At 74.3% G+C, this 19,744-nt stretch carries 13 protein-coding genes and 1 pseudogene; 6 read left to right on the top strand and 8 right to left on the bottom strand.

Features of this window, described 5'->3' with window-relative positions:
* Nucleotides 1-36: 36 nt before the first annotated feature.
* Together ACYVKY_RS18915 and ACYVKY_RS18910 are read right to left on the bottom strand one after the other, a co-directional pair.
* Complete coding sequence (locus ACYVKY_RS18915) at nucleotides 37-1,758, bottom strand: glycoside hydrolase family 13 protein (RefSeq protein WP_460436537.1); 1,722 nt, start codon at nucleotides 1,756-1,758, stop codon at nucleotides 37-39.
* Nucleotides 1,759-1,819: 61 nt separating this feature from the next.
* Nucleotides 1,820-2,233 carry a globin gene (locus tag ACYVKY_RS18910; RefSeq protein WP_460436536.1) on the bottom strand — a complete coding sequence of 138 codons (414 nt, stop codon included), beginning with the start codon at nucleotides 2,231-2,233 and terminating at the stop codon, nucleotides 1,820-1,822.
* A 16-nt stretch (nucleotides 2,234-2,249) separates the two neighbouring features.
* On the opposite strand from ACYVKY_RS18910, the gene ACYVKY_RS18905 reads away from it, so the two are divergent.
* Nucleotides 2,250-4,220, top strand: coding sequence for an alpha-amylase family protein (locus tag ACYVKY_RS18905; protein ID WP_460436535.1), 1,971 nt, complete (start codon nucleotides 2,250-2,252; stop codon nucleotides 4,218-4,220).
* 6 nt (nucleotides 4,221-4,226) lie between these two features.
* Here ACYVKY_RS18905 and cls read toward each other — a convergent pair whose 3' ends face one another.
* The 3 genes from cls to ACYVKY_RS18890 are packed head-to-tail and all read right to left on the bottom strand — an operon-like array spanning nucleotide 4,227 to nucleotide 8,971.
* The gene (gene cls / locus ACYVKY_RS18900; RefSeq protein WP_460436534.1) at nucleotides 4,227-5,714 is read right to left on the bottom strand and encodes a phospholipase D-like domain-containing protein; all 1,488 of its coding nucleotides are present in this window, start codon (nucleotides 5,712-5,714) and stop codon (nucleotides 4,227-4,229) included.
* Nucleotides 5,715-5,720: 6 nt separating this feature from the next.
* A complete protein-coding gene (locus ACYVKY_RS18895) occupies nucleotides 5,721-6,803 on the bottom strand; it encodes a mechanosensitive ion channel family protein (RefSeq protein ID WP_460436533.1) in 1,083 nt (360 codons plus the stop codon).
* Complete coding sequence (locus ACYVKY_RS18890; protein ID WP_460436532.1) at nucleotides 6,800-8,971, bottom strand: prolyl oligopeptidase family serine peptidase; 2,172 nt, start codon at nucleotides 8,969-8,971, stop codon at nucleotides 6,800-6,802. The genes ACYVKY_RS18895 and ACYVKY_RS18890 overlap by 4 nt, the downstream gene beginning before the upstream one ends.
* A 110-nt stretch (nucleotides 8,972-9,081) precedes the next feature.
* Here ACYVKY_RS18890 and malQ point away from each other — a divergent pair, with 110 nt between their 5' ends.
* Complete coding sequence (gene malQ / locus ACYVKY_RS18885; protein ID WP_460436531.1) at nucleotides 9,082-11,214, top strand: 4-alpha-glucanotransferase; 2,133 nt, start codon at nucleotides 9,082-9,084, stop codon at nucleotides 11,212-11,214.
* Between the two features lie 108 nt (nucleotides 11,215-11,322).
* Here malQ and pepN read toward each other — a convergent pair whose 3' ends face one another.
* Nucleotides 11,323-13,875, bottom strand: coding sequence for a M1 family aminopeptidase (pepN, locus tag ACYVKY_RS18880; RefSeq protein WP_460436530.1), 2,553 nt, complete (start codon nucleotides 13,873-13,875; stop codon nucleotides 11,323-11,325).
* 203 nt (nucleotides 13,876-14,078) lie between these two features.
* Here pepN and ACYVKY_RS18875 point away from each other — a divergent pair, with 203 nt between their 5' ends.
* Entirely contained in the window at nucleotides 14,079-14,687 is a 609-nt protein-coding gene (locus ACYVKY_RS18875) for a mycothiol-dependent nitroreductase Rv2466c family protein (RefSeq protein WP_460436529.1), read from the top strand.
* A gap of 69 nt (nucleotides 14,688-14,756) precedes the next feature.
* The gene (locus ACYVKY_RS18870) at nucleotides 14,757-15,200 is read left to right on the top strand and encodes a ribose-5-phosphate isomerase (RefSeq protein ID WP_460436528.1); all 444 of its coding nucleotides are present in this window, start codon (nucleotides 14,757-14,759) and stop codon (nucleotides 15,198-15,200) included.
* Between the two features lie 19 nt (nucleotides 15,201-15,219).
* On the opposite strand, the gene ACYVKY_RS18865 is transcribed toward ACYVKY_RS18870, so the two are convergent.
* Complete coding sequence (locus ACYVKY_RS18865) at nucleotides 15,220-16,482, bottom strand: putative GNAT family N-acetyltransferase (protein WP_460436527.1); 1,263 nt, start codon at nucleotides 16,480-16,482, stop codon at nucleotides 15,220-15,222.
* Nucleotides 16,483-16,617: 135 nt separating this feature from the next.
* Here ACYVKY_RS18865 and ACYVKY_RS18860 point away from each other — a divergent pair, with 135 nt between their 5' ends.
* Nucleotides 16,618-17,811: a SpoIIE family protein phosphatase gene (locus tag ACYVKY_RS18860; protein ID WP_460436526.1), complete on the top strand. Its 1,194-nt coding sequence runs from the start codon at nucleotides 16,618-16,620 to the stop codon at nucleotides 17,809-17,811.
* 15 nt (nucleotides 17,812-17,826) lie between these two features.
* On the opposite strand, the gene ACYVKY_RS18855 is transcribed toward ACYVKY_RS18860, so the two are convergent.
* Complete coding sequence (locus ACYVKY_RS18855) at nucleotides 17,827-19,314, bottom strand: serine hydrolase domain-containing protein (RefSeq protein WP_460436525.1); 1,488 nt, start codon at nucleotides 19,312-19,314, stop codon at nucleotides 17,827-17,829.
* A gap of 184 nt (nucleotides 19,315-19,498) precedes the next feature.
* Between ACYVKY_RS18855 and ACYVKY_RS18850 the strand changes: the two are divergent.
* Nucleotides 19,499-19,744: pseudogene (locus ACYVKY_RS18850) on the top strand (hypothetical protein); the annotation flags it as partial.

The raw sequence follows: 19,744 nt of genomic DNA, 5'->3' as shown, positions 1-19,744 counted from the left end.
GCTCGTGATCGCTCCCGGGCGGCGACGGTCGTCAGGTCAGGCGCGCACCCAGACCGTCGTGTCGGTCGGGACGGCGCGGGTGTCCGCGCCGCCGTCGCCGGTGACGAGCTCGCCGCTGGTGAGCAGCACCTCGGCGCCCTCGGGGAGCGCCACGGGGGCCTCGCCGAAGTTCGTCACCACGAGCACGGTGCCGTTGCGCAGCGCGACCGCGTCGTCGCCGAACGCGTCGTCGAAGACGACCGCGCCGAGCCCGAGGGCGTGCTCGCGGCGCAGCCGCAGCGCGGCGCGGTAGAGCTCGAGGGTCGAGCCGGGGACGCCAGTCTGCTGGTCGGCCGCCAGCGCGCGGTACGACGCCGGCTGCGGCAGCCAGGTCTCGGCGGTCGGGCCGAAGCCCATCGACGGGCCGTCGGCCGTCCACGGGATCGGGATGCGGCAGCCGTCGCGGCCGAGCACCTCGTGGTCGGTGCGGAACCAGGTCGGGTCCTGGCGCACCTCGCCGGGGAGCTCGGTGTGGTCGGGCAGGCCGAGCTCCTCGCCCTGGTACAGGTACGCCGAGCCGGGCAGCGCGAGCATGAGCAGCGTCGCGGCGCGGGCGCGGCGCAGGCCGAGCTCGGCGTCGGGCTGCTCGTCGTCCGGGCCGATGCCGTTCGGGCGGCGCTCGCCGACGGGCAGGGCCAGCCGGGTCGCGTGCCGGATGACGTCGTGGTTGCTCAGCACCCACGTGGTGGTGGCGCCGACCACCGCGTCGGCCTCGAGGGAGTCCTCGATCACCTTGCGCTGGTCGAGGGCGCGCCAGGCGGCCTCGAGGTAGCCGAAGTTGAACGCCTGCTGGAACTCGTCCGGGCGGACGTAGAGCGCGCGGCGCTCGGCGGGCTCGACCCACGCCTCGGCGACCATCATCCGGTCGCCGTCGTAGGAGTCGAGGATCGCGCGCCACTCCTGGTAGACGTCGTGCACGCCGTCCTGGTCCCACATCGGCGCCTTGCGCCCGTCGCTCGCGTGGTGGTCGAGCAGGCCGTGCTCGGTCGACCAGTCGGGCAGGCCCTCCTCCTTGACCAGGCCGTGCGCCACGTCGACGCGGAAGCCGTCGACGCCGCGATCGAGCCAGAACCGCAGGATGTCGTGGAAGGCGGTGTGCACCTTCGGGTTCGACCAGTTGAGGTCGGGCTGCTTGGCGTCGAACAGGTGCAGGTACCACTGGCCCGGCGTGCCGTCGGGCTCGGTGATCCGGGTCCACGCGGGGCCGCCGAAGACCGACTTCCAGTCGGTGGGCGGCTCGTCGCCGCCCTCGCCCCTGCCGTCGCGGAACATGTACATGTCGCGCTCGGGGCTGCCGGGCGCGGCGGCCAGCGCGGCGCGGAACCAGGCGTGCTCGTCGCTGGAGTGGTTGGGCACCAGGTCGACGACCACCTTGATGCCGGCGGCGTGCGCGGCCTCGATGAACGCGTCGGCGTCGGCCAGGGTGCCGAAGATCGGGTCGATGTCGAGGTAGTCGGCGACGTCGTACCCGGCGTCGGCCTGGGGCGAGACGTAGAAGGGGGAGACCCAGATCGCGTCGACGCCGAGCTCGGCGAGGTACGGCACCTTGCTGGTGATGCCGGGCAGGTCGCCGATGCCGTCGCCGTCGCTGTCCGCGTACGAGCGCGGGTACACCTGGTAGATGACGGCGTCGCGCCACCACGCGCTGGTGGCGGGGTCCGCGTGCGCGGCCTCGGCCGCGGTGGGGGCGGGGGAGGTCAGTGGCTGCGAGGAGGTCACGGACGACGATGCTAGGGGCGTCCGCGGCGTGCTGTCGAATCGATTCGCCAGCGGGTCGGCGTCACCGCCGGGAGGGGTCCTCCATCGTGTTCACCAGCGAGTACGCGGCCCGCTCGAGGTAGTCCCACAGCACGCCCGCGTGCAGCGGCGGCAGGTCGAGGTCGTCGACCGCGACCCGCATGTGCTCCAGCCAGTGGTCGCGCATCGTCGGCGTCACCGCGAACGGGTGGTGGCGCATCCGCAGCCGCGGGTGGCCGCGCTGCTCGCCGTAGGTGGTCGGACCGCCCCAGTACTGCTCCAGGAACATCCGCAGCCGCACCTCGGCCGGACCGAGGTCCTCCTCCGGGTACATCGCCCGCAGCTCGGGATCGGCGGCCACGCCCTCGTAGAACCGCCGCACGAGCCGCTCGAAGGTCGGGGCGCCGCCCACCTGCTCGTAGAAGCTCGGCTGGCTGCCCGGGGTCGACTCGCTCACGCGTCCATCCTCGCAAATGCTGTCGCCGCGCCTCCCGCGGTGGTGGGATGACGACGTGGACGACCCGCTCGACGCCGCCCTGCCCGAGCTCGCCGGGCTGCCCGCCCACCGGGTCGACCTGTTCGCGCTGCGGGTGCGGCGCTGGTGGCCCGACCTGCTCGACGGCCTCACCGGCGTGCACGACGACCCGGAGGCGGTCGCCCGCCGCCTGCTCGCCCTGGCAGCACGGGCGTACGCCGCGCGTCCGGACGACCTGCACCTGGTCGACCTGCAGCGCTCGCTCGAGCCGGACTGGTTCCAGCGCCCCGACGTCGTCGGCTACGCGGCGTACACCGAGCGGTTCTCCCCGGACGGCACGCTGGCCGGCCTGCGCGACCGCATCGGCCACCTGCGCAGCCTGCAGGTGCGCTACCTGCACCTGATGCCGCTGCTCGAGCCGCGGCCCGAGCCGAACGACGGCGGCTACGCCGTGGCCGACTACCGCCGCGTGCGGGCCGACCTCGGCACCACCGACGACCTGCGCGCCCTGACCTCGGCGCTGCGCGAGTCGGGCATCTCGCTGTGCCTCGACCTCGTGCTCAACCACGTCGCCCGCGAGCACGAGTGGGCGCGGCGGGCGCGGGCGGGGGAGCAGCGGTACCGCGACTACTTCCACGTCTTCCCCGACCGCGAGCAGCCGGACGCCTACGAGCGCACGCTGCCCGAGGTGTTCCCCGACTTCGCCCCGGGCAGCTTCAGCCGCGACGACGAGCTCGACGGCTGGGTGTGGACGACGTTCAACTCCTGGCAGTGGGACCTGAACTGGTCGAACCCCGACGTCCTGGTCGAGATGGCCGACGTCGTGCTGCACCTGGCGAACCTGGGCGTCGAGGTGCTGCGGCTCGACGCGATCGCCTTCATCTGGAAGCGCCTCGGCACCACCTGCCAGAACGAGCCGGAGGTGCACGGGCTCACCCAGGCGCTCAAGGCCGTGACCCGGATCGCGTGCCCCGCGCTGCTGCTCAAGGCCGAGGCGATCGTCGCCCCCGGTGACCTGGTGGCCTACCTGGGGCAGGGACGCCACACCGGCCGGGTCAGCGACCTCGCGTACCACAACGGCCTCATGGTGCAGGTGTGGTCGGTGCTCGCCGCCCGCGACACCGCGCTGATGGTCGAGGCGCTCGGCGCCGTCCCGCCGGTGCCGAGCACGACGGCCTGGATCACCTACGTGCGCTGCCACGACGACATCGGCTGGGCGGTCGACGACGCCGACGCCGCCGCCGTCGGCATCTCCGGTGCGGCCCACCGGGTGTTCCTGTCCGACTTCTACTCCGGCGACCACCCCGGGTCGTTCGCGGAGGGCCTGGTGTTCCAGGCGAACCCCGCCACGGGCGACCGCCGCATCAGCGGCTCGGCGGCCAGTCTCACCGGCCTGGCCCGCGCCGCCCGCGAGGGCGACGACGCCGCCACGCAGGACGCGGTCGCCCGCTTCCTGCTCGCGCACGCGGTGGTGCTCGGCTGGGGCGGGGTGCCGGTGCTGTGGTCGGGCGACGAGATCGCGACGCCGAACGACGAGCACTGGGCCGACGAGCCCGGGCACGGCGACGACAACCGGTGGGTGCACCGTCCGCGGCTCGACGACGCCGCGCTCGCCGCCGCCGAGGCCGACCCGGCGTCACCACGCGGACTCGCGCTCGCCGGCCTGCGGCACCTCACCCGGGTACGGGCCGGGCTCCCGCACCTGCACGCGTCGGTCGCGTCCGAGGCCGTGGGGACGCCCGACCGGGCCGTCCTCGGCGTGCTGCGGCGGCACCCGCTGGGCCTGCTGCTCGGCCTGTACAACACCGCCGAGACCTGGAGCGGCGTGCCCGACTGGTGGCTCGACGAGCTCGGCCTCGACCTCGACCACCTGCACGACCACCTGCTCGGCGGGCCGCCCGAGCGCGACGACCACGCGGTGCTCCTGCCGCCGTACCGCGCGGTCTGGCTGACCGCCACCGACCGCTGACCGGCGCTACTGCAGGGCGGACGTCAGCCGCATCACGTTGTCGACGTAGCGCGACCACAGCGGGCGGCCGCGCCACCGCTCGGCGGTGAGCTCGGTGCTGACCGCGCGGTAGTCGTCCTCGACGTCGCGCACCCGGCGGACGACGTCGCCGCCGGTGCAGACCAGCGACACCTCGAAGTTCAGCGTGAACGAGCGCACGTCGAGGTTGGACGACCCGATCACCGCGACGGCGTCGTCGACCGACAGGTGCTTGGAGTGCAGCACCGCGGGCGCCGGGTACTGGAAGATGCGCACCCCGGCCGCGAGCAGCGTGTCGTAGTAGGAGTTCTGGGCGCGCTGCACGATGAACTGGTCGCTGCGCTCGCTGACGAACAGCTCGACCGCGACGCCGCGCTGCGCCGCCGTCGTGATGGCGTAGAGCAGCGACTCGTCCGGCACGAAGTACGGGCTGGCGATCGAGAGCCGTTCGCGCGCACCGTAGATCAGCGTGTTGAACATCCGCAGGTTGTTCTCCTGCGGGAACCCCGGGCCGCTGGGCAGCACCTGGCAGATCAGGTCGCCGGGGGCGTCGGCGTCCGGCTGCGCGTCCTCGCGCGAGACGAACTGGTGGTCGAGGCGCTCGTGCGTCTCGACGTACCAGTCGGTCGCGAAGACCGAGTTGAGCGACAGCACCACCGGACCCTCGACCCGCACCACGAGCTCCTTCCACCGCCGGGCACCCCGGCGGTGGTACCCGGCGTCGATGAGGTTCTGCGACCCGGTGAAGGCGACCTCGTCGTCGATCACCACGATCTTGCGGTGGTTGCGCAGGTCGGGCCGGCGCCACCGGCCGCGCAGGGGGTGGATCGGCAGCATCTCGTGCCACTCGGCGCCGGTGGCGTCGAGCGCGCGGGTGAGCCGCCGGTACCCGCCCGTGCGCCAGGTGCCGATGTGGTCGAACAGCACCCGCACCGGCACCCCGCGGGCGGTGGCGCGGGTGACGGCGTCCCAGAACGGCTGCGTCGCCTCGTCGTGGGCGAGGATGTAGAACTGCACGTTCACGAAGTCGCGGGCCTCGTCGACGGCCTCGGCCATCTGCGCGATCGCGTCGTCGTACCCCGGCACCATGTCGACCCGGTTGCCCGCCACCGCGGGCAGCGACCCCAGCCGGCGGTTCAGCACCAGCGCCGACCGCAGCCAGCGGCGCACCTCGCCGCTCGGGAAGGCGTCCGGCAGGTCGCGCGACCGCTCCCGGATCACCTGCTCGACCTCGGCCTGCTCGCGGCGACGTCGGCCGTCGACGAACGGGCTGCCGATGAGCAGGAACACCACGACGCCGACGAACGGCAGGAAGAAGATCAGCAGCAGCCAGCCCCACGCCGACGACGGGCGGCGGTCCTGCGGCACCAGCCCGAGCGCGACGACCTTGACGACGAAGTCGAGCACCGCGGCCAGACCGGCGAACGCCCCGACCAGGACGGTCGTGTCGTCGGCGACGGTCGAGGCGGTGAGCACGTCCGCTCAGTCGTCCGCGGGCTCGCGCGAGGTGCGCTCGCGCTCGTCGCGCATCCACACCGTGCGCTGGGGGAACGGGATCTCGATGCCCTCGGCGTCGAACGCGGCCTTGATGCGGCGCCGCAGCTCGCGGGCGACCGTCCACTGCTCGAGCGGGACGGTCTTCACCACGATGCGGACGACGACCGAGTCGGCCGACAGGGCCTCGACGCCCCAGACCTCGGGCTCCTCCATGATCAGCGCCGCCCAGTCGGGGTCGGCGTGCAGGTCGTGGCCCACCTGGGTCAGCAGCGACTGCACCCGCGCGACGTCCTCGCGGTAGGCGACGCCGATGTCGAGCACCGCGCGCGCCCAGCCCTGCGACTGGTTGCCCACCCGCTGGATCTGGCCGTTCGGCACGTACCAGACCGTGCCGTCGACCGACCGCAGCCGCGTGACCCGCAGGCCGACGGCCTCGATCGTGCCCGTGGCCTCGCCGAGGTCGACCACGTCGCCGACGCCGTACTGGTCCTCGACGATCATGAACAGACCGGACAGGAAGTCCTTCACCAACGACTGTGCGCCGAAACCCAGTGCGACACCGAGGATCCCGGCCGACGCCAGCAGCGGGCCGATGTTCAGCCCGATCTCGCCGAGGACCATCAGCACGACGATCGCGGCGATGACGCCGGTCGAGACGCTGCGCAGCACCGTGCCCATCGTGCGGGCACGCTGCACCCGTCGCTCGGATGCCAGCGGGCTGTGCCCGAGGATCGCCTCGTACCGGCTGCGCGGGCGGTCGCCGTCGGTCGACGAGGCCGGGCGGTCGGCGGCGATGCGGTCCTCGACCTGGCGGATCACCTTGTGCAGCACCAGCCGCGCCACGAACCCGATCAGCAGGATCAGCACGATCCGCAGGGGCGTGCCGACCAGCAGCTCGGCCCACTCGCCGGCGACGCGGCTGCCGGTGGCGTCGACGACCCAGCGGCAGATCGTCGACCCGTCGCTGCAGGCGGCGGACGCGCCGGACAGCAGGTCGTCGGGCAGGACCGATCCGCTCGGCGACGGCGACGGGGTGCTGGACGAGGTCAGGAGGACGGCAGGGATCACGCGGGCGGCTCCGGGGTCGCGACGGTCAGGGCGGTCTGGTGGGCCATGAAGGCCAGCGTGTCGGCGGACAGCTCGACCGACCGGCTCAGGGCCCGGGCACCGTGGCCGACGTCGGACTCACGGCGCAGCAGCACCGGACGCGCGTCGGCGTCCGAGGAGGTGGCGGCCTGCAGGGCCGCGCACAGCTTGCGTGCGTGCAGCGGGTCGACGCGCGAGTCGCGGTCGAACACCGTGAACAACGTAGCGGGGTACGCCGTGCCGTCGACCACCCGGTGGTACGGCGAGTACCGCAGCAGCCAGGCGAGCTGCTCGGGGTCGTTCGCGTCGCCGTACTCGCCGGTCCACGAGACCCCGAGCCCGTGCAGCTGGTACCGCACCATGTCGAGCAGGGGCGCCGAGCAGACGACCGCCGCGAACAGCTCGGGACGCTGGGTCACCGCCGCCCCGACGAGCAGCCCGCCGTTGGAGCCGCCGGAGATCGCGAGCCGGTCGGGCGTCGTCCAGCCGTCGGCAACCAGACGCTCTGCAGCGGCGTGGAAGTCGTCGAAGACGTTCTGCTTGCTGCCGAGCATGCCCGCGCGGTGCCAGTCCTCGCCCTCCTCGCCGCCGCCGCGCAGCCCGGCGACCGCGTAGACGCCACCCGCCTCGACCCAGGCGAGCAGGCCGGCCGAGTAGCCGGGCGTCATCGAGATGCCGAAGCCGCCGTAGCCGTAGAGCACCGTGGGGGCGGCCAGCCGGGGCCGACCGGTCTCGTCGAGCGCGTCGGTGCGCGCGGTGACGAACATCCGCACGGTGGTGCCGTCGGCGCTCTCGTACGCGACCTGCCGGGTGGTGACGGCGGGCACCTCGACCACGCCCGGCGGGGACGCGAACAGCGTCACCTCGGCCGTCGTCGCGTCGTACCGGTACACGTGCGGCACCTGGCTGTGGTCGGTGTAGGTGAACCACGCCTCGTGGCCGCCCTCGGGCCGCCCGAGCAGCCCGCCGACCGACCCGATGCCCGGCAGCGCGAGCTCGCCGCGCTCGGTGCCGGACGCCAGGTCGTGCTCGGTGACCGCCGAGACCGCGTGCCGCGTCCAGGAGACGAGCAGGCGCGGGTCGTCGGCGAGGTCGGCGCCGTCGAGCACCAGGTAGTCCTCGAGCACGGCGTCGTCGCGCTGCGCCACCAGGTCGGTCCAGTGCTCCGGGCCGGGGGTCGCCGGGTCGGCGACGGCGAGGCGCCCGCGCGGGGCGTCGAGGTCGGTGCCGAGGTAGAGCCGTCCGTCCCGCCCGACGTGGGCGCTGGTGCGGGCGTCGTGGCCGACGACGACGTCGACCAGCGCCGGGGCCGACGGGTCGCCGAGCGAGAGGTCGGCGAGGTAGGCGTCGTTGCGCGGGTCGGTGCCCTCGGCGGCGCTCACCACGAGCCAGCGGCCGTCCCAGGAGACCGAGACGCCGTAGTACGAGGTGATCGCGCGGCCGGCGCCGAACACCTCGACGTCGGTGGCGGGGTCGGCGCCGACGCGGTGGAACCAGATCCGGCGGTGGTACTGCTGCTCGTCGTCCGGCACGAGCTCGGGCGCCAGCCGGCGCACGTAGAAGTACGCCTCGCCGCCGACGAGCCACGCGACGGGGGAGTAGCGGGCGCGGTCGATCGGGCCGTCGACGGTCTCGCCGGTGGCGACGTCCACCACCCGCAGCACCGACTCCTCGCTGCCGCCCTCGCTGACCTGGTAGGCGAGCAGGTGGCCCTCCTTGCTGGGCTGCCAGCTGTCGAGGGTGGTCGTGCCGCGCGGGTCGAGCGCCATCGGGTCGACGAGCACGCGCTCGACCTGATCGCCGTCGGGCCCGGTCTCGCGCACGTGCAGCACGGCGTGCTCCTGCTGCGCCGTGCGGCGGGTGAAGAACACGCGGTCGCCGCGCCACACCGGCGGTCCGACCACGCCGGCACCGAGCAGCTCGGTGACGCGGGACGCGAAGTGCCCCCGCGTCGTCCAGCGCGTGCGGTGCGCCGCCAGCAGCTCGTCCTGCGCCGCCGACCACGCGACGGTGCGCGGGTCGTCGGCCTGCTCGAGCCAGCGGTAGGGGTCGGCGACCGGGACGCCCGGGGCCGCGGGCAGCTCCTCGACCAGGTCGAGCCGCTCGGCCGGCGGGTACGCGGCCGGTGGGTGCTGGGGGGAGTCGCTCACGGTGAGCCACCCTACGGTCCACCGACCTCGCACCGACGGCTGCGCGACGCCGCGCGCCGCGCGGCCGGTCGGCGAGGCGGGCGGGCCCAGGTCTGGCAGGATCGGACGTCGTGGACGACGACACCGCACAGCGCACGCCGCGGCTCGACGAGCTCGCCGCGCGGTACGGCGTCGCGACCGAGTACTGGGACTGGCAGGGCGCGCACGTCCTCGTCCCCGAGTCGACCGTCGTGGCCGTCCTCGGCGCCCTCGGCGTCGACGCGTCGTCGGCCGAGCAGGTCGAGCGGGCGCTGGCCGACGCCGACGAGGAGCCCTGGCGCCGCACCCTGCCGCCGGTGGTGGTGGTCCGCTCCGGCGAGACCGCGGTCGTCCCGGTGCACGTCACCGACGGCGACCCCGCCGACCTCGAGATCGTCCTCGAGGACGGCACCCACCGCGAGACCGGGCAGGTCGACAAGTGGGTGCCGCCGCGCACGGTCGACGGCGTCGCGCTCGGCGAGGCGACGTTCCGCGTCCCGGCCGACCTGCCGCTCGGCTGGCACGAGCTGGTCGCCACCACCCCGTCCGGACGCACGACCTGCCCGCTCGTGGTCACCCCACGGCAGATGGAGCTGCCCGAGCAGGTGTGGGACCAGCAGCGCTGGGGCTTCATGACCCAGCTGTACTCGGTGCGCTCGCGCGCGTCCTGGGGCGTCGGCGACCTCGCCGACCTGTCCGAGCTCGCCGCCTGGAGCGGCGCCGAGCTCGGCGCCGACTTCCTGCTGGTGAACCCGCTGCACGCGGCCGAGCCGGTCGGCCGGATGGAGCCCTCGCCCTACCTGCCCACCACCCGCCGCTTCGTGAACCCGCTCTACATCCGGGTCGAGGACGTCCGCGAGACGGCGTACCTGCCGAGCACCGCGCGCGCCCTGATCGAGTGGCAGGCCGAGGAGCTGCGGGCGGCGTCCGCGTCGGGCGCAGGCATCGACCGCGACGCCGCCTGGACGGCCAAGCGCGAGGCGCTCGCGACCGTGTACGCCGCGCCCCGCTCGCCGGCCCGCGAGGCGGGGTTCCGCCGGTTCTGCGAGCAGGAGGGCGAGGGACTCACCGGGTTCGCCACCTGGAACGCGCTCGCCGAGCACCTGGGCCTGCCGGCCTCGCAGTGGCCCGCCGACGTGCGCGACCCGGCGTCCGAGGAGGTGGCGCGGCTCAGCCGGCGCCTCGCCGACCGGATCGAGTTCCACAAGTGGCTCCAGTGGGTGGCCGACGAGCAGCTCGCCGGCGCGCAGCGCACCGCCCTCGAGGCGGGCATGGCCTTCGGCGTCGTGGTCGACCTGGCCGTGGGCGTGCACCCCGACGGCGCCGACACCTGGGCGCTCGGACCCGCGCTGGCGCGCGGCGTCAGCGTCGGCGCGCCCCCGGACGCGTTCAACCAGCAGGGCCAGGACTGGAGCCAGCCGCCGTGGCGCCCGGACACGCTGGCCGCCAGCGGCTACGCGGCGTACCGCGACATGCTCCGCACCGTCCTGCGGCACGCGGGCGGCGTGCGCGTCGACCACGTGATGGGCCTGTTCCGGCTGTGGTGGATCCCGGAGGGCGCCCCGCCGGACCAGGGCACGTACGTGCGGTTCGACCACGAGGCCCTGCTCGGCATCCTCTGCCTCGAGGCGCACCGCGCCGGCGCCTTCGTCGTCGGCGAGGACCTCGGCGTCGTCGAGCCGTGGGTGCGCGAGGTGCTCGCCGACCGCGGCGTGCTCGGCACCTCGATCCTGTGGTTCGAGAAGGACGAGGACGGCGAGCCGCTGGAGCCCGAGCAGTGGCGCGAGCTGTGCCTGGCCACCGTCACCACCCACGACCTGCCGCCGACCGCGGGGTACCTGGCCGGCGAGCACGTCGACCTGCGCGCGCGGCTCGGGCTGCTGACCCGCGAGGTCGACGAGGAGCGGCGCATCGACGAGGCCGAGCGGGCGCAGGTGCTCGACCTGCTGCGCCGCCGCTCGCTGCTGCCCGACGACCCCACCGAGCGCCAGGTCGTCGAGGCGCTGCACAAGCTGCTCACCTGGGCGCCGTCGCGGCTGCTCGGCGTCCAGCTGGCCGACGCCGTGGGCGACCGCCGGCCGCAGAACCAGCCGGGCACGAACACCGAGTACCCGAACTGGCAGATGCCGCTCGCCGACGGCTCCGGGCTGCCGGTGCTGCTCGAGGACCTGCTCACCCGTCCCCGGGCGCTCTCGCTCGCCGAGGCGGTCAGCCGCCGGGCCTGACGCCCGTCCGTTCACCACGTTCAGTTGGTGAGCACCTACTCCACGTGGCGCGCACGCCACGTGGAGTGGCCGGTCACCAACCGAACGTGGTGAGCGAACAGGGGGAGCTCAGGCCCGGTCGCGCTCCTGGGCGGCCAGCGCGCGGCGGACGGTGTCGCGGTTCTCGACCGTCAGCCGCTTGAGCGCGGGCAGCTCGACGCCGGAGGAGTCGAGCCACGCGTCGGTCTTGGCCAGCAGGTCGCTGCCGGCGAGCGCGGCGGGGTAGAGCCCGACCACGATCTGCTGCGCCATCTCGTTCGTGCGGCCGGTCCAGACCGGCTGCAGCGCCTCGAAGTAGCGGTCGACGAACGGCTCGATCAGCTCGGTGTCGTGCACCCGGCCGAAGCCGGCGATCACCGAGGCCTGCATCGCGTTCGGCAGGTCGTCGGACTCGACGACCTGGTTCCAGACCCGCTCCTTGGCCTCGGGCGTCGGGATCGCGGCCCGGGCCGAGGCGGCGGCGCGCTGGCCGGTCGCGGTGTCGTCGCGCTCGAGCTCGCGCTCGATCTCGTCCTCGCCGGCGTCCCCGGCCGCGACCAGCGCGGTGAGCAGCTCCCAGCGCAGGTCGGTGTCGACCGTGAGGCCCTCGAGCGGCGCGGAGCCCTCGAGCAGCCCGCGCACCCGCGCTACGTGCTCCGGCGTGCGGGCGTAGGTGACGCCGAACTTCACCAGCTGCAGCTGCAGGTCGCTGCCGGCCTCGACCTGCTCGGCCAGGGCGAGCAACCGGGTGCCGACCTGGTCGGAGACCTCGAGCCGGTGGTCGGGGTGGACGTAGAACCTCACCGTCGTGGCCAGCTGGCGCAGCACCGTCAGCACCACCGACGAGTCGGTCTCGACCGCGATGTTCTCGCAGACCAGCTCGACGAAGTCGCGCGGCGCCATCTCGGCGTCGCGGGTCATGTCCCACGCGGCGCCCCACACCAGCGCGCGCGGCAGCGAGTCGTCGAAGGCGCCGAGGTGGTGCACGGCGGTCGCCATCGAGGCGTCGTCGAGGCGGATCTTGGCGTAGGCGAGGTCGTCGTCGTTCACCAGCAGCAGCGCCGGGACGGGCTTGCCGGCGGCGTCGGGCACCTCGGTGCGCTCGCCGTCGACGTCGAGCTCGATCCGCCAGGTGCGCTCCATCCGGCCGTTCGCGGCGACGTCGTACCCGGCCACGGCGAGGCGGTGCGGACGCTGCACGGGGTGCTCGTCCGGCACCTCCTGCTGCACGGCCAGCGAGGTGATCGTGCCGTCGGCGGCCTCGACCACGGGCCGCAGCGTGGTGATGCCGGCCTGCTGCAGCCACACCCGCGCCCACGACGACAGGTCGCGGCCGGAGGTCTCCTCGAGCTCGGCGAGCAGGTCCTTCAGCTCGGTGTTGCCGAAGGCGTGCTTGCGGAAGTAGCGCCGCACGCCCTCGTCGAACTCCTCGCGCCCGACCCAGGCGACGAGCTGCTTCAGCACGCTCGCGCCCTTGGCGTAGGTGATGCCGTCGAAGTTGACCTCGACGTCCTCGAGGTCGCGGATGTCGGCCACGATCGGGTGCGTCGACGGCAGCTGGTCCTGCCGGTACGCCCACGACTTCTCCATGGACGAGAACGTCGTCCACGCGCGGTCCCAGCGGGTCGACTCGGACATGCAGAGGGTCGAGGTGTACTCGGCGAACGACTCGTTGAGCCACAGGTCGTCCCACCAGCGCATGGTGACCAGGTCGCCGAACCACATGTGGGCGAGCTCGTGCAGGACGGTGAGGCCGCGCCGCTCGACCATCGCCTCGGGCACCTTCGACCGGAACACGTAGCCCTCGAGGAAGGTGACGGCGCCCGCGTTCTCCATCGCGCCGGCGTTGAACTCCGGGACGAAGACCTGGTCGTACTTCTCGAACGGGTAGGCGCGGTCGAACAGCCGCTCGTAGTGCTCGAAGCCCTGCCGGGTGATGTGCATGAGCTCGTCGGCGTCGAGGTGCTCGGCGAGCGAGGCGCGGCAGAACACCCCGAGCGGGATGGTGCGGCCGTCGGCGCTGGTGAGCTCGCCGGTGCTGCCCTTGTAGGGGCCGGCGATGATCGCGGTGACGTAGGTCGACAGCCGCGGGGTCGGCGCGAACCGCCACACCGCCGACCCGGTGCCGGGCAGCTCCTCCGGGGTGGGGGTGGGGGAGTTCGACACCACCCGCCAGTGCTTCGGGCCGGTGACCGTGAACGCGTAGGTGGCCTTGAGGTCGGGCTGGTCGAAGCAGGTGAACACCCGGCGCGCGTCGGCGACCTCGAACTGCGAGTAGAGGTACACCTCCTTGTCGACCGGGTCGACGAAGCGGTGCAGGCCCTCCCCGGTGTGCATGTACGCGGCGTCGGCGACGACCACGAGCTCGTTCTCGGCGGCCAGGTCGGGCAGCGCGATGCGGGCGCCGTCGGCGACCTCGGCGGGGTCGAGGTCGCGGCCGTTGAGCCGCACCGAGCGCACCCGCGGGGCGATCAGGTCGACGAAGGTCGACGCGCCGGGGTCGGAGCAGGTGAACCGCACCGTCGTGGTGCTCGCGAACGTCTCGTCGCCGGTGGTCAGGTCGAGGTCGACGTCGTAGGACGAGACCTCGACCAGGCCGGCGCGCTCGCGCGCCTCGGTGCGGGTCAGGTTGGTGCCGGGCACAGGGGAGTCCTTCCCGCGCCGGGTGGGCGCGCGGTCGCGGTGGCGGCCCGCCGCGGGTGGCGCGGGCCGGTGCGGCGAGCACGTGCGGCGGCCGGAGTCCCCCCGCCGCCGCACGGTCACGTCGAGGGAATAGTGGCACGGACACCCCGATTGACCACACCGTGCCGCGGCCGGCAGGCCGCCCCCCGACGAGAGGACAGGTAGTGAGCGAGCGGACGACCGTCGACTTCTGGTTCGACCCGGTGTGCCCCTGGGCGTGGATGACCTCGCGATGGATGCTCGAGGTCGAGCAGGTCCGCGACGTGCAGGTGCGCTGGAACGTGATGAGCCTGTCCGTGCTGAACGAGGACGCCGACCTGCCCGAGAACTACCGCGAGCTGATGGACAAGGCGTGGCTGCCGGTCCGCGTGGTCACCGCCGCGCGGCTCGCGCACGGCGAGGACGTCGTCGGCCCGCTCTACACGGCGATCGGCACCCGCGTGCACCCCGGCGGCGAGAAGGACTACCGCGCGGCCGTCGTCGCCGCCCTCGAGGAGGTCGGCCTGCCGGCCGAGCTGATCGAGGCGGGCGACTCCGACGCCCACGACGAGGCGCTGCGCGCCTCGCACAAGGAGGGCATCGACCGCGTGGGCCAGGACGTCGGCACCCCCGTCATCGCCGTCGAGGGGACCGCGTTCTTCGGTCCTGTCGTCACCCCGGCGCCCAAGGGCGACGCGGCCGGCAAGCTGTGGGACGGCGTCCTCGCCGTCGCGCAGACCCCCGGCTTCTACGAGCTGAAGCGCACCCGCGACGAGGACCCGATCTTCGACTGAGCCCCTGCCGTCGCGCCGCGGCCGGCACCCCGGACCACCGGGGTGCCGGCCGCTGGCACACTGGCGCCCATGCGCGTCCACCTCGGTTACGACCACGCCGGTTTCGAGCTCGTCCAGACCCTGAAGGCCCACCTGGCGGACGCCGGGCACGAGGTCGTCGACCACGGCCCGCAGGCGCTCGACCCCGAGGACGACTACCCGCAGCCGTGCTACGAGGCGGCGCAGGCCGTCGTCGCCGACCCGGGCAGCCTCGGCGTCGTGGTCGGCGGGTCCGGCAACGGCGAGCAGATCGCGGCGAACAAGGCCCGCGGCGCCCGCGCCGCGCTGGCCTGGAACCTCGACACCGCCCGGCTGGCGCGCCAGCACAACGACGCGAACGTGGTCGGCATCGGCGCGCGCCAGCACAGCACCGACGAGGCGCTCGCGATCGTCGACGCGTTCCTCGCCGAGCCGTTCTCCGGCCAGGAGCGCCACCAGCGCCGCATCGACCTGGTCGACGCCCTCGGCTCCTGACCGGACGGCGCCGCCCGGCTCAGAAGTGCGAGCCGTTGGTGGCCGCGGCGTACCAGGAGAACGCCCGTGCAGTCGGCTCGACCGCGGCGGGGTCGAGCACCTCGACCGCGCCCGCGCCGACCAGCTGCAGCAGGCCCTGGCCCCCCAGGTAGAGCGCGCCGAGGTCGCGCACGTCGAGCCGCAGCGCCGGCTCGTCGTCGGTGCGCTCGCAGGTCGCGCCCGTGCCGTCGGCGCCGACCCGCAGCCGCCAGCGGCCCGCGTTGGCGGGCAGCAGGTCGTCGGCGACCTCGAGCACGACGTCGACCGCGGACGAGTAGGTGCGCGCGACCAAGGCGGCCGGCAGGTCGACGAGCCGCAGCCAGAGCGAGTCGGTGAGCAGCACCTTGGCGGCCCGCAGGTCGGTGAGCAGGTGCAGCAGCGGGTCGTCGACCGGACGCAGGTCGGTGGTGACCTTGCTCATCAGGTCGAGGTCGGTGAGCGTCCCCCAGAGCACGCGGTTCGCCGCGGCGTCGAGCCCCCACGCCTGCAGCACCGCCACGGTGCCGTCCGGGCCGGTGTCCTCCCAGCCCTCCTTGCGGCGGAAGATCGCCGCCGCGCGGGCGCGGCCGTCGCCGTCCTCGACCAGCAGCACCTTCTTGCGCTCCCGTCCCTGCCGCCACTCCTTCGGGTCGGCGAGCAGCGAGCGGACGCGGTCGGGCGTCCCGCGCGAGACCGTGCCCGGGTGCGCGGCGCGGTACGCCTCGTAGACCTCGTCGACGACCGTCGCGTGCCGGTCGACGTCGGCGTTCTCGAGCCGCACCCGCAGGCCGTCGGTACCGGCGACGTCGCGCATCCGCGCCTTGCGGGGGATCGTGAAGCGCAGGACGTTGGCGGCCAGGCCGTACCCGAAGCGCGGGTAGATCTCGGGCTCGGCGGCCCAGAGCACCGAGACCGGCTCGGTGCCGCGCTCGGCGATCTCGGCGAAGTGGTCGGCGATCATCGCCCGCAGCACGCCCTTGCGCCGGTGCTGCGGGTGCACCCCCACCCAGGTGAGCCCCGACGCCGGCACCTCGCCGCCCGGCACGCTCATCCGCATCGTGTAGGCCGAGTAGATCCCGGCGTCGGCGTCGCCGACCTTGGCGATGCGGGTGCGGTCCCACTCGTGGCCGAGGTAGTCGTCGTCGACCCACTCGTCGGTCGCGGCCCACACCCACTGCATGAGGTCCTCGACCTCGGTCCGTCGGTCGGGCCCGACCCCGACCACCTGCACCGTCCCTGCGCCGTCGCGCTGCTCTGCACCCATGCCGGACAGGCTGGCAGCCCGTCGTGGCTGCTGGCATCCGACTTAGCCGTCTGGCATAACTACGCCATGGCCGGACGACACGTCGTGGTCCCGGCGCACCGGGCGCGGCACGCGTCCCCCCTGCGGTCCCGACCCGTGGAGCACAGCGCCGGCGCGGCCGCGCTCGCCCTCACCGCGTCACCGACGTCGGGCACCTCGGCTAGATTCGGCGTCGTGGAGCAGCCGCTCGTGGGACGGGTGCGTCCCCGCGCACGTCCGCGGCGGCGCACCCCCGTCGGCCTGCGCGTGCTGCGCAAGCAGGTCGCGACGTCCCAGCCGCTGCAGCTCGTGCTGCTCACCGGTCTGACGGTGGTCGCCTGCTTCGTGAACGTCATCAACGAACGGGTCGTCCCGCTGTCGATCCTGGCCGTGGTGCTCATGCTCGGCGGCTTCTTCCTGCGGGTGCGCGCGCTCATGCTGCTGTACCTGGTCGTCGGGTCGGCGATCGTGTTCGCGCGCTCGGTGCGCGACGAGCCGATCTCGCCCGGCACGCTGGGCGTCATCACCGCCACCGCGATCCTGGTCTACCTGTTCGCCCGCAGCCGCGAGCGGCTCGGCGTCCAGGGCACGGCCGGCGAGGCGATGCTGGTCGACCTGCGCGACCGGCTCCGGTCCCAGGGCCGGGTGTCGGGCCTGCCGGCGCACTGGTCGGTCGAGGCCACGCTGCGCTCGGCGTACGGCGACTCGTTCTCCGGCGACTTCCTGGTGTCGTCGCGGTCGGCCGACGACACCCAGCTCGAGATGGCGATGGTCGACGTCTCCGGCAAGGGGCAGGCGGCGGGCACCCGCGCGCTGCTGCTGTCCGGGGCGTTCGGCGGGCTGCTGGGGGCGATGCCGCCGAGCGAGTTCCTGCCGGCCGCCAACGCCTACCTGCTCCGCCAGCGCTGGGCCGAGGGCTTCGCCACCGCGATGCACCTGTGCCTCGACCTGTCCAGCGGCTACTACCGCATCGCCAGCGCGGGCCACCCGCCCGCGGCGCACTACCACGCGGGCTCCGGCATCTGGGAGCTGCTGCGCGACGTGCACGGCCCGGTGCTGGGCGTGATGGACGGCGTCCAGTTCCCCGCCCACGAGGGCCGTCTCGACACCGGCGACGCGCTGCTGTTCTACACCGACGGCCTGGTCGAGACGCCCGGCCGCGACCTCGACCTCGGCATCGACCGGCTGATGGGCGAGGCCGAGCGGCTCGTGCGCCGCGGCGGCTTCAAGGGCGGTGCCGACCGCATCGTCGACGCCCTGCGCTCGGACGAGAGCGACGACCGCGCCCTCGTGCTGGTCTGGCGGCAGTAGCCGCCCACGCGCCCGTCAGGACGACGGCGCGCGCACCCGGTCGGTGGCCTCGAGGGCGCGCACCTGCTCCTCGAACCGCACGTGCCGCCCGCCCGCGATGCGCACGGCCGTGACCGCGCCGTCCTCGCCCCGCTCCCAGTGCACGAGCTCGCCGGGCGAGCCGTAGCCGTTGCCGTCGGCGATGCGGGCGGTGTCGTCGTCGAGCACCTCGAGCGTCGCGGCGCCGGCGGTGGGGTCGGCCTGGTTCGGGGCCAGCCGGTGCAGGCGGCCGCCGAGGTCGACCAGGTCGGCCACGCCCCACAGCGTCGAGAACCGTCCGGTCAGGCCGGTCAGGTCGCGCGGCGCGTCGTCGGCGCCGCCGCGGTGGGCGGCCAGCGCGTGGTCGAGCAGCTTCACCACCCCGATCGCGAGCTCCTCGGCCGGGCCGTCGATCGCGTTCGTCAGCACCACGACGGTGACGCCGTCGCGGGGGTCGAGGACGGTGCGGGTGATGTGGCCGGGAAAGCCGCCGCCGTGCCCGACCAGGGTGCGCTCGCCGACCTTCGTCACGCCGAACCCGAGGCCGTAGCGCTCCGACCCGCCCGGCACGTCCCACTGCACGCGGTGCAGGCGCCGGCGGGCGGCGTCGTCGAGCGGGCCGTCGCCGCCGAGCACGTGCGAGGCGGCGTAGCGGGTGAGGTCGCGCGCTGTGGACCAGAAGCCCGTGGCCGAGGCCAGGGCCGCGGTGTCGACGGTGTCGATGGGCACCCGGCGCTCGGTGTGGACGCGGGAGGAGTACCCGGTGGCGTACTCCGCGAGGCGGCTGCGGTCGAGCTCGGGACCGGTGTCGCGCAGCCCGAGCGGCTCGAGCACGTGCTCGGTGAGGAACTGCCGGTACGAGCGGCCGCTGACCGCCTCGATCACCAGGCCGAGCAGGCCGTAGCCGATGTTCGAGTACTTGAACTGGACGTTCGCCGGCAGCACGTCCGCGTCGTCGTGCGCCGCGGCCACCAGGGCCTCGCGGTCGGGGAACGGTCGCTCGAGCACCCAGAACGAGCTGTCGTGGGTGTCGCGGACGACGCCGCCGCCGTGGGCGAGCAGCTCGGCGAGCGTGCGGTCGCCGACCGCGCTGCCCGCGAGCTCGGGCACGTGCTGCCCGACGGTGTCGTCGAGCCGCAGGGCCTCGCGGCGGACGAGGACCATGAGCGCCGTCGCGGTGAAGGTCTTGGAGTGCGAGGCGATGCGGAACAGGTGGTCGGTGCGCAGCTGCTCGCCGCCGTCGTCGTCGCCGTCGGTGCCGGGCAGGCGGGCCCAGCCGGACGCGTGCTCGAGCAGCACCTCGCCGCGCACCGCGACCGCGACCTGGACGCCGGGGACCTGGAGGGTGCGGCGGCGCAGGTCGACCCAGGTGGCGGCGTACGCCGCGGCGGTGCGCAGGGCGTCGACCTCGGCGGTGTCGAGGTGCACCGGACGGCCGATCGAGGGGGACGGCGGGGGAGCGGGGGACGGCACGGTTCCGGGCATGGTCGCGACCCTAGCCGCGGGTCGTGGGGCGGGCGGGACGGGCGTGGGGCCGTCGCCCCACGCCTGCTGTCCCGCACACCCGTCCGGACGGGTGTGCGGGACCGATCGGGTCGTGCGGAGGCCGTCCGCCCCCGTCCCCGCCCGCGGGGTTCGCCGGGCGGTCGCGCGGCGTTACGCTGATCAGGTGACCACCTCGTCGCCCCGACGTCGCCCGACCGGCCGAGCCACCCTCGTCGTCGTGCTCGGTGCCGCACTCGTGGCGGGCGGCGCCGGCCTCGCCGTGCAGGTCGCGCCGTCCGGTGCGGGTGCCGCAGTCGCGCTCTCGCCGCTGGCCGAGGCGACGCAGGAGCGGCTCGCGCCCGCCGACCCGCCGAGCGTCCCGGCCGACGCCTCGTGCTTCACCGGCACGGACGTCGCGGGCGCGCCGTAC

The sequence above is a fragment of the Angustibacter speluncae genome (assembly GCF_054777815.1).
This window is presented reverse-complemented; position numbering and strand designations above follow the sequence as displayed.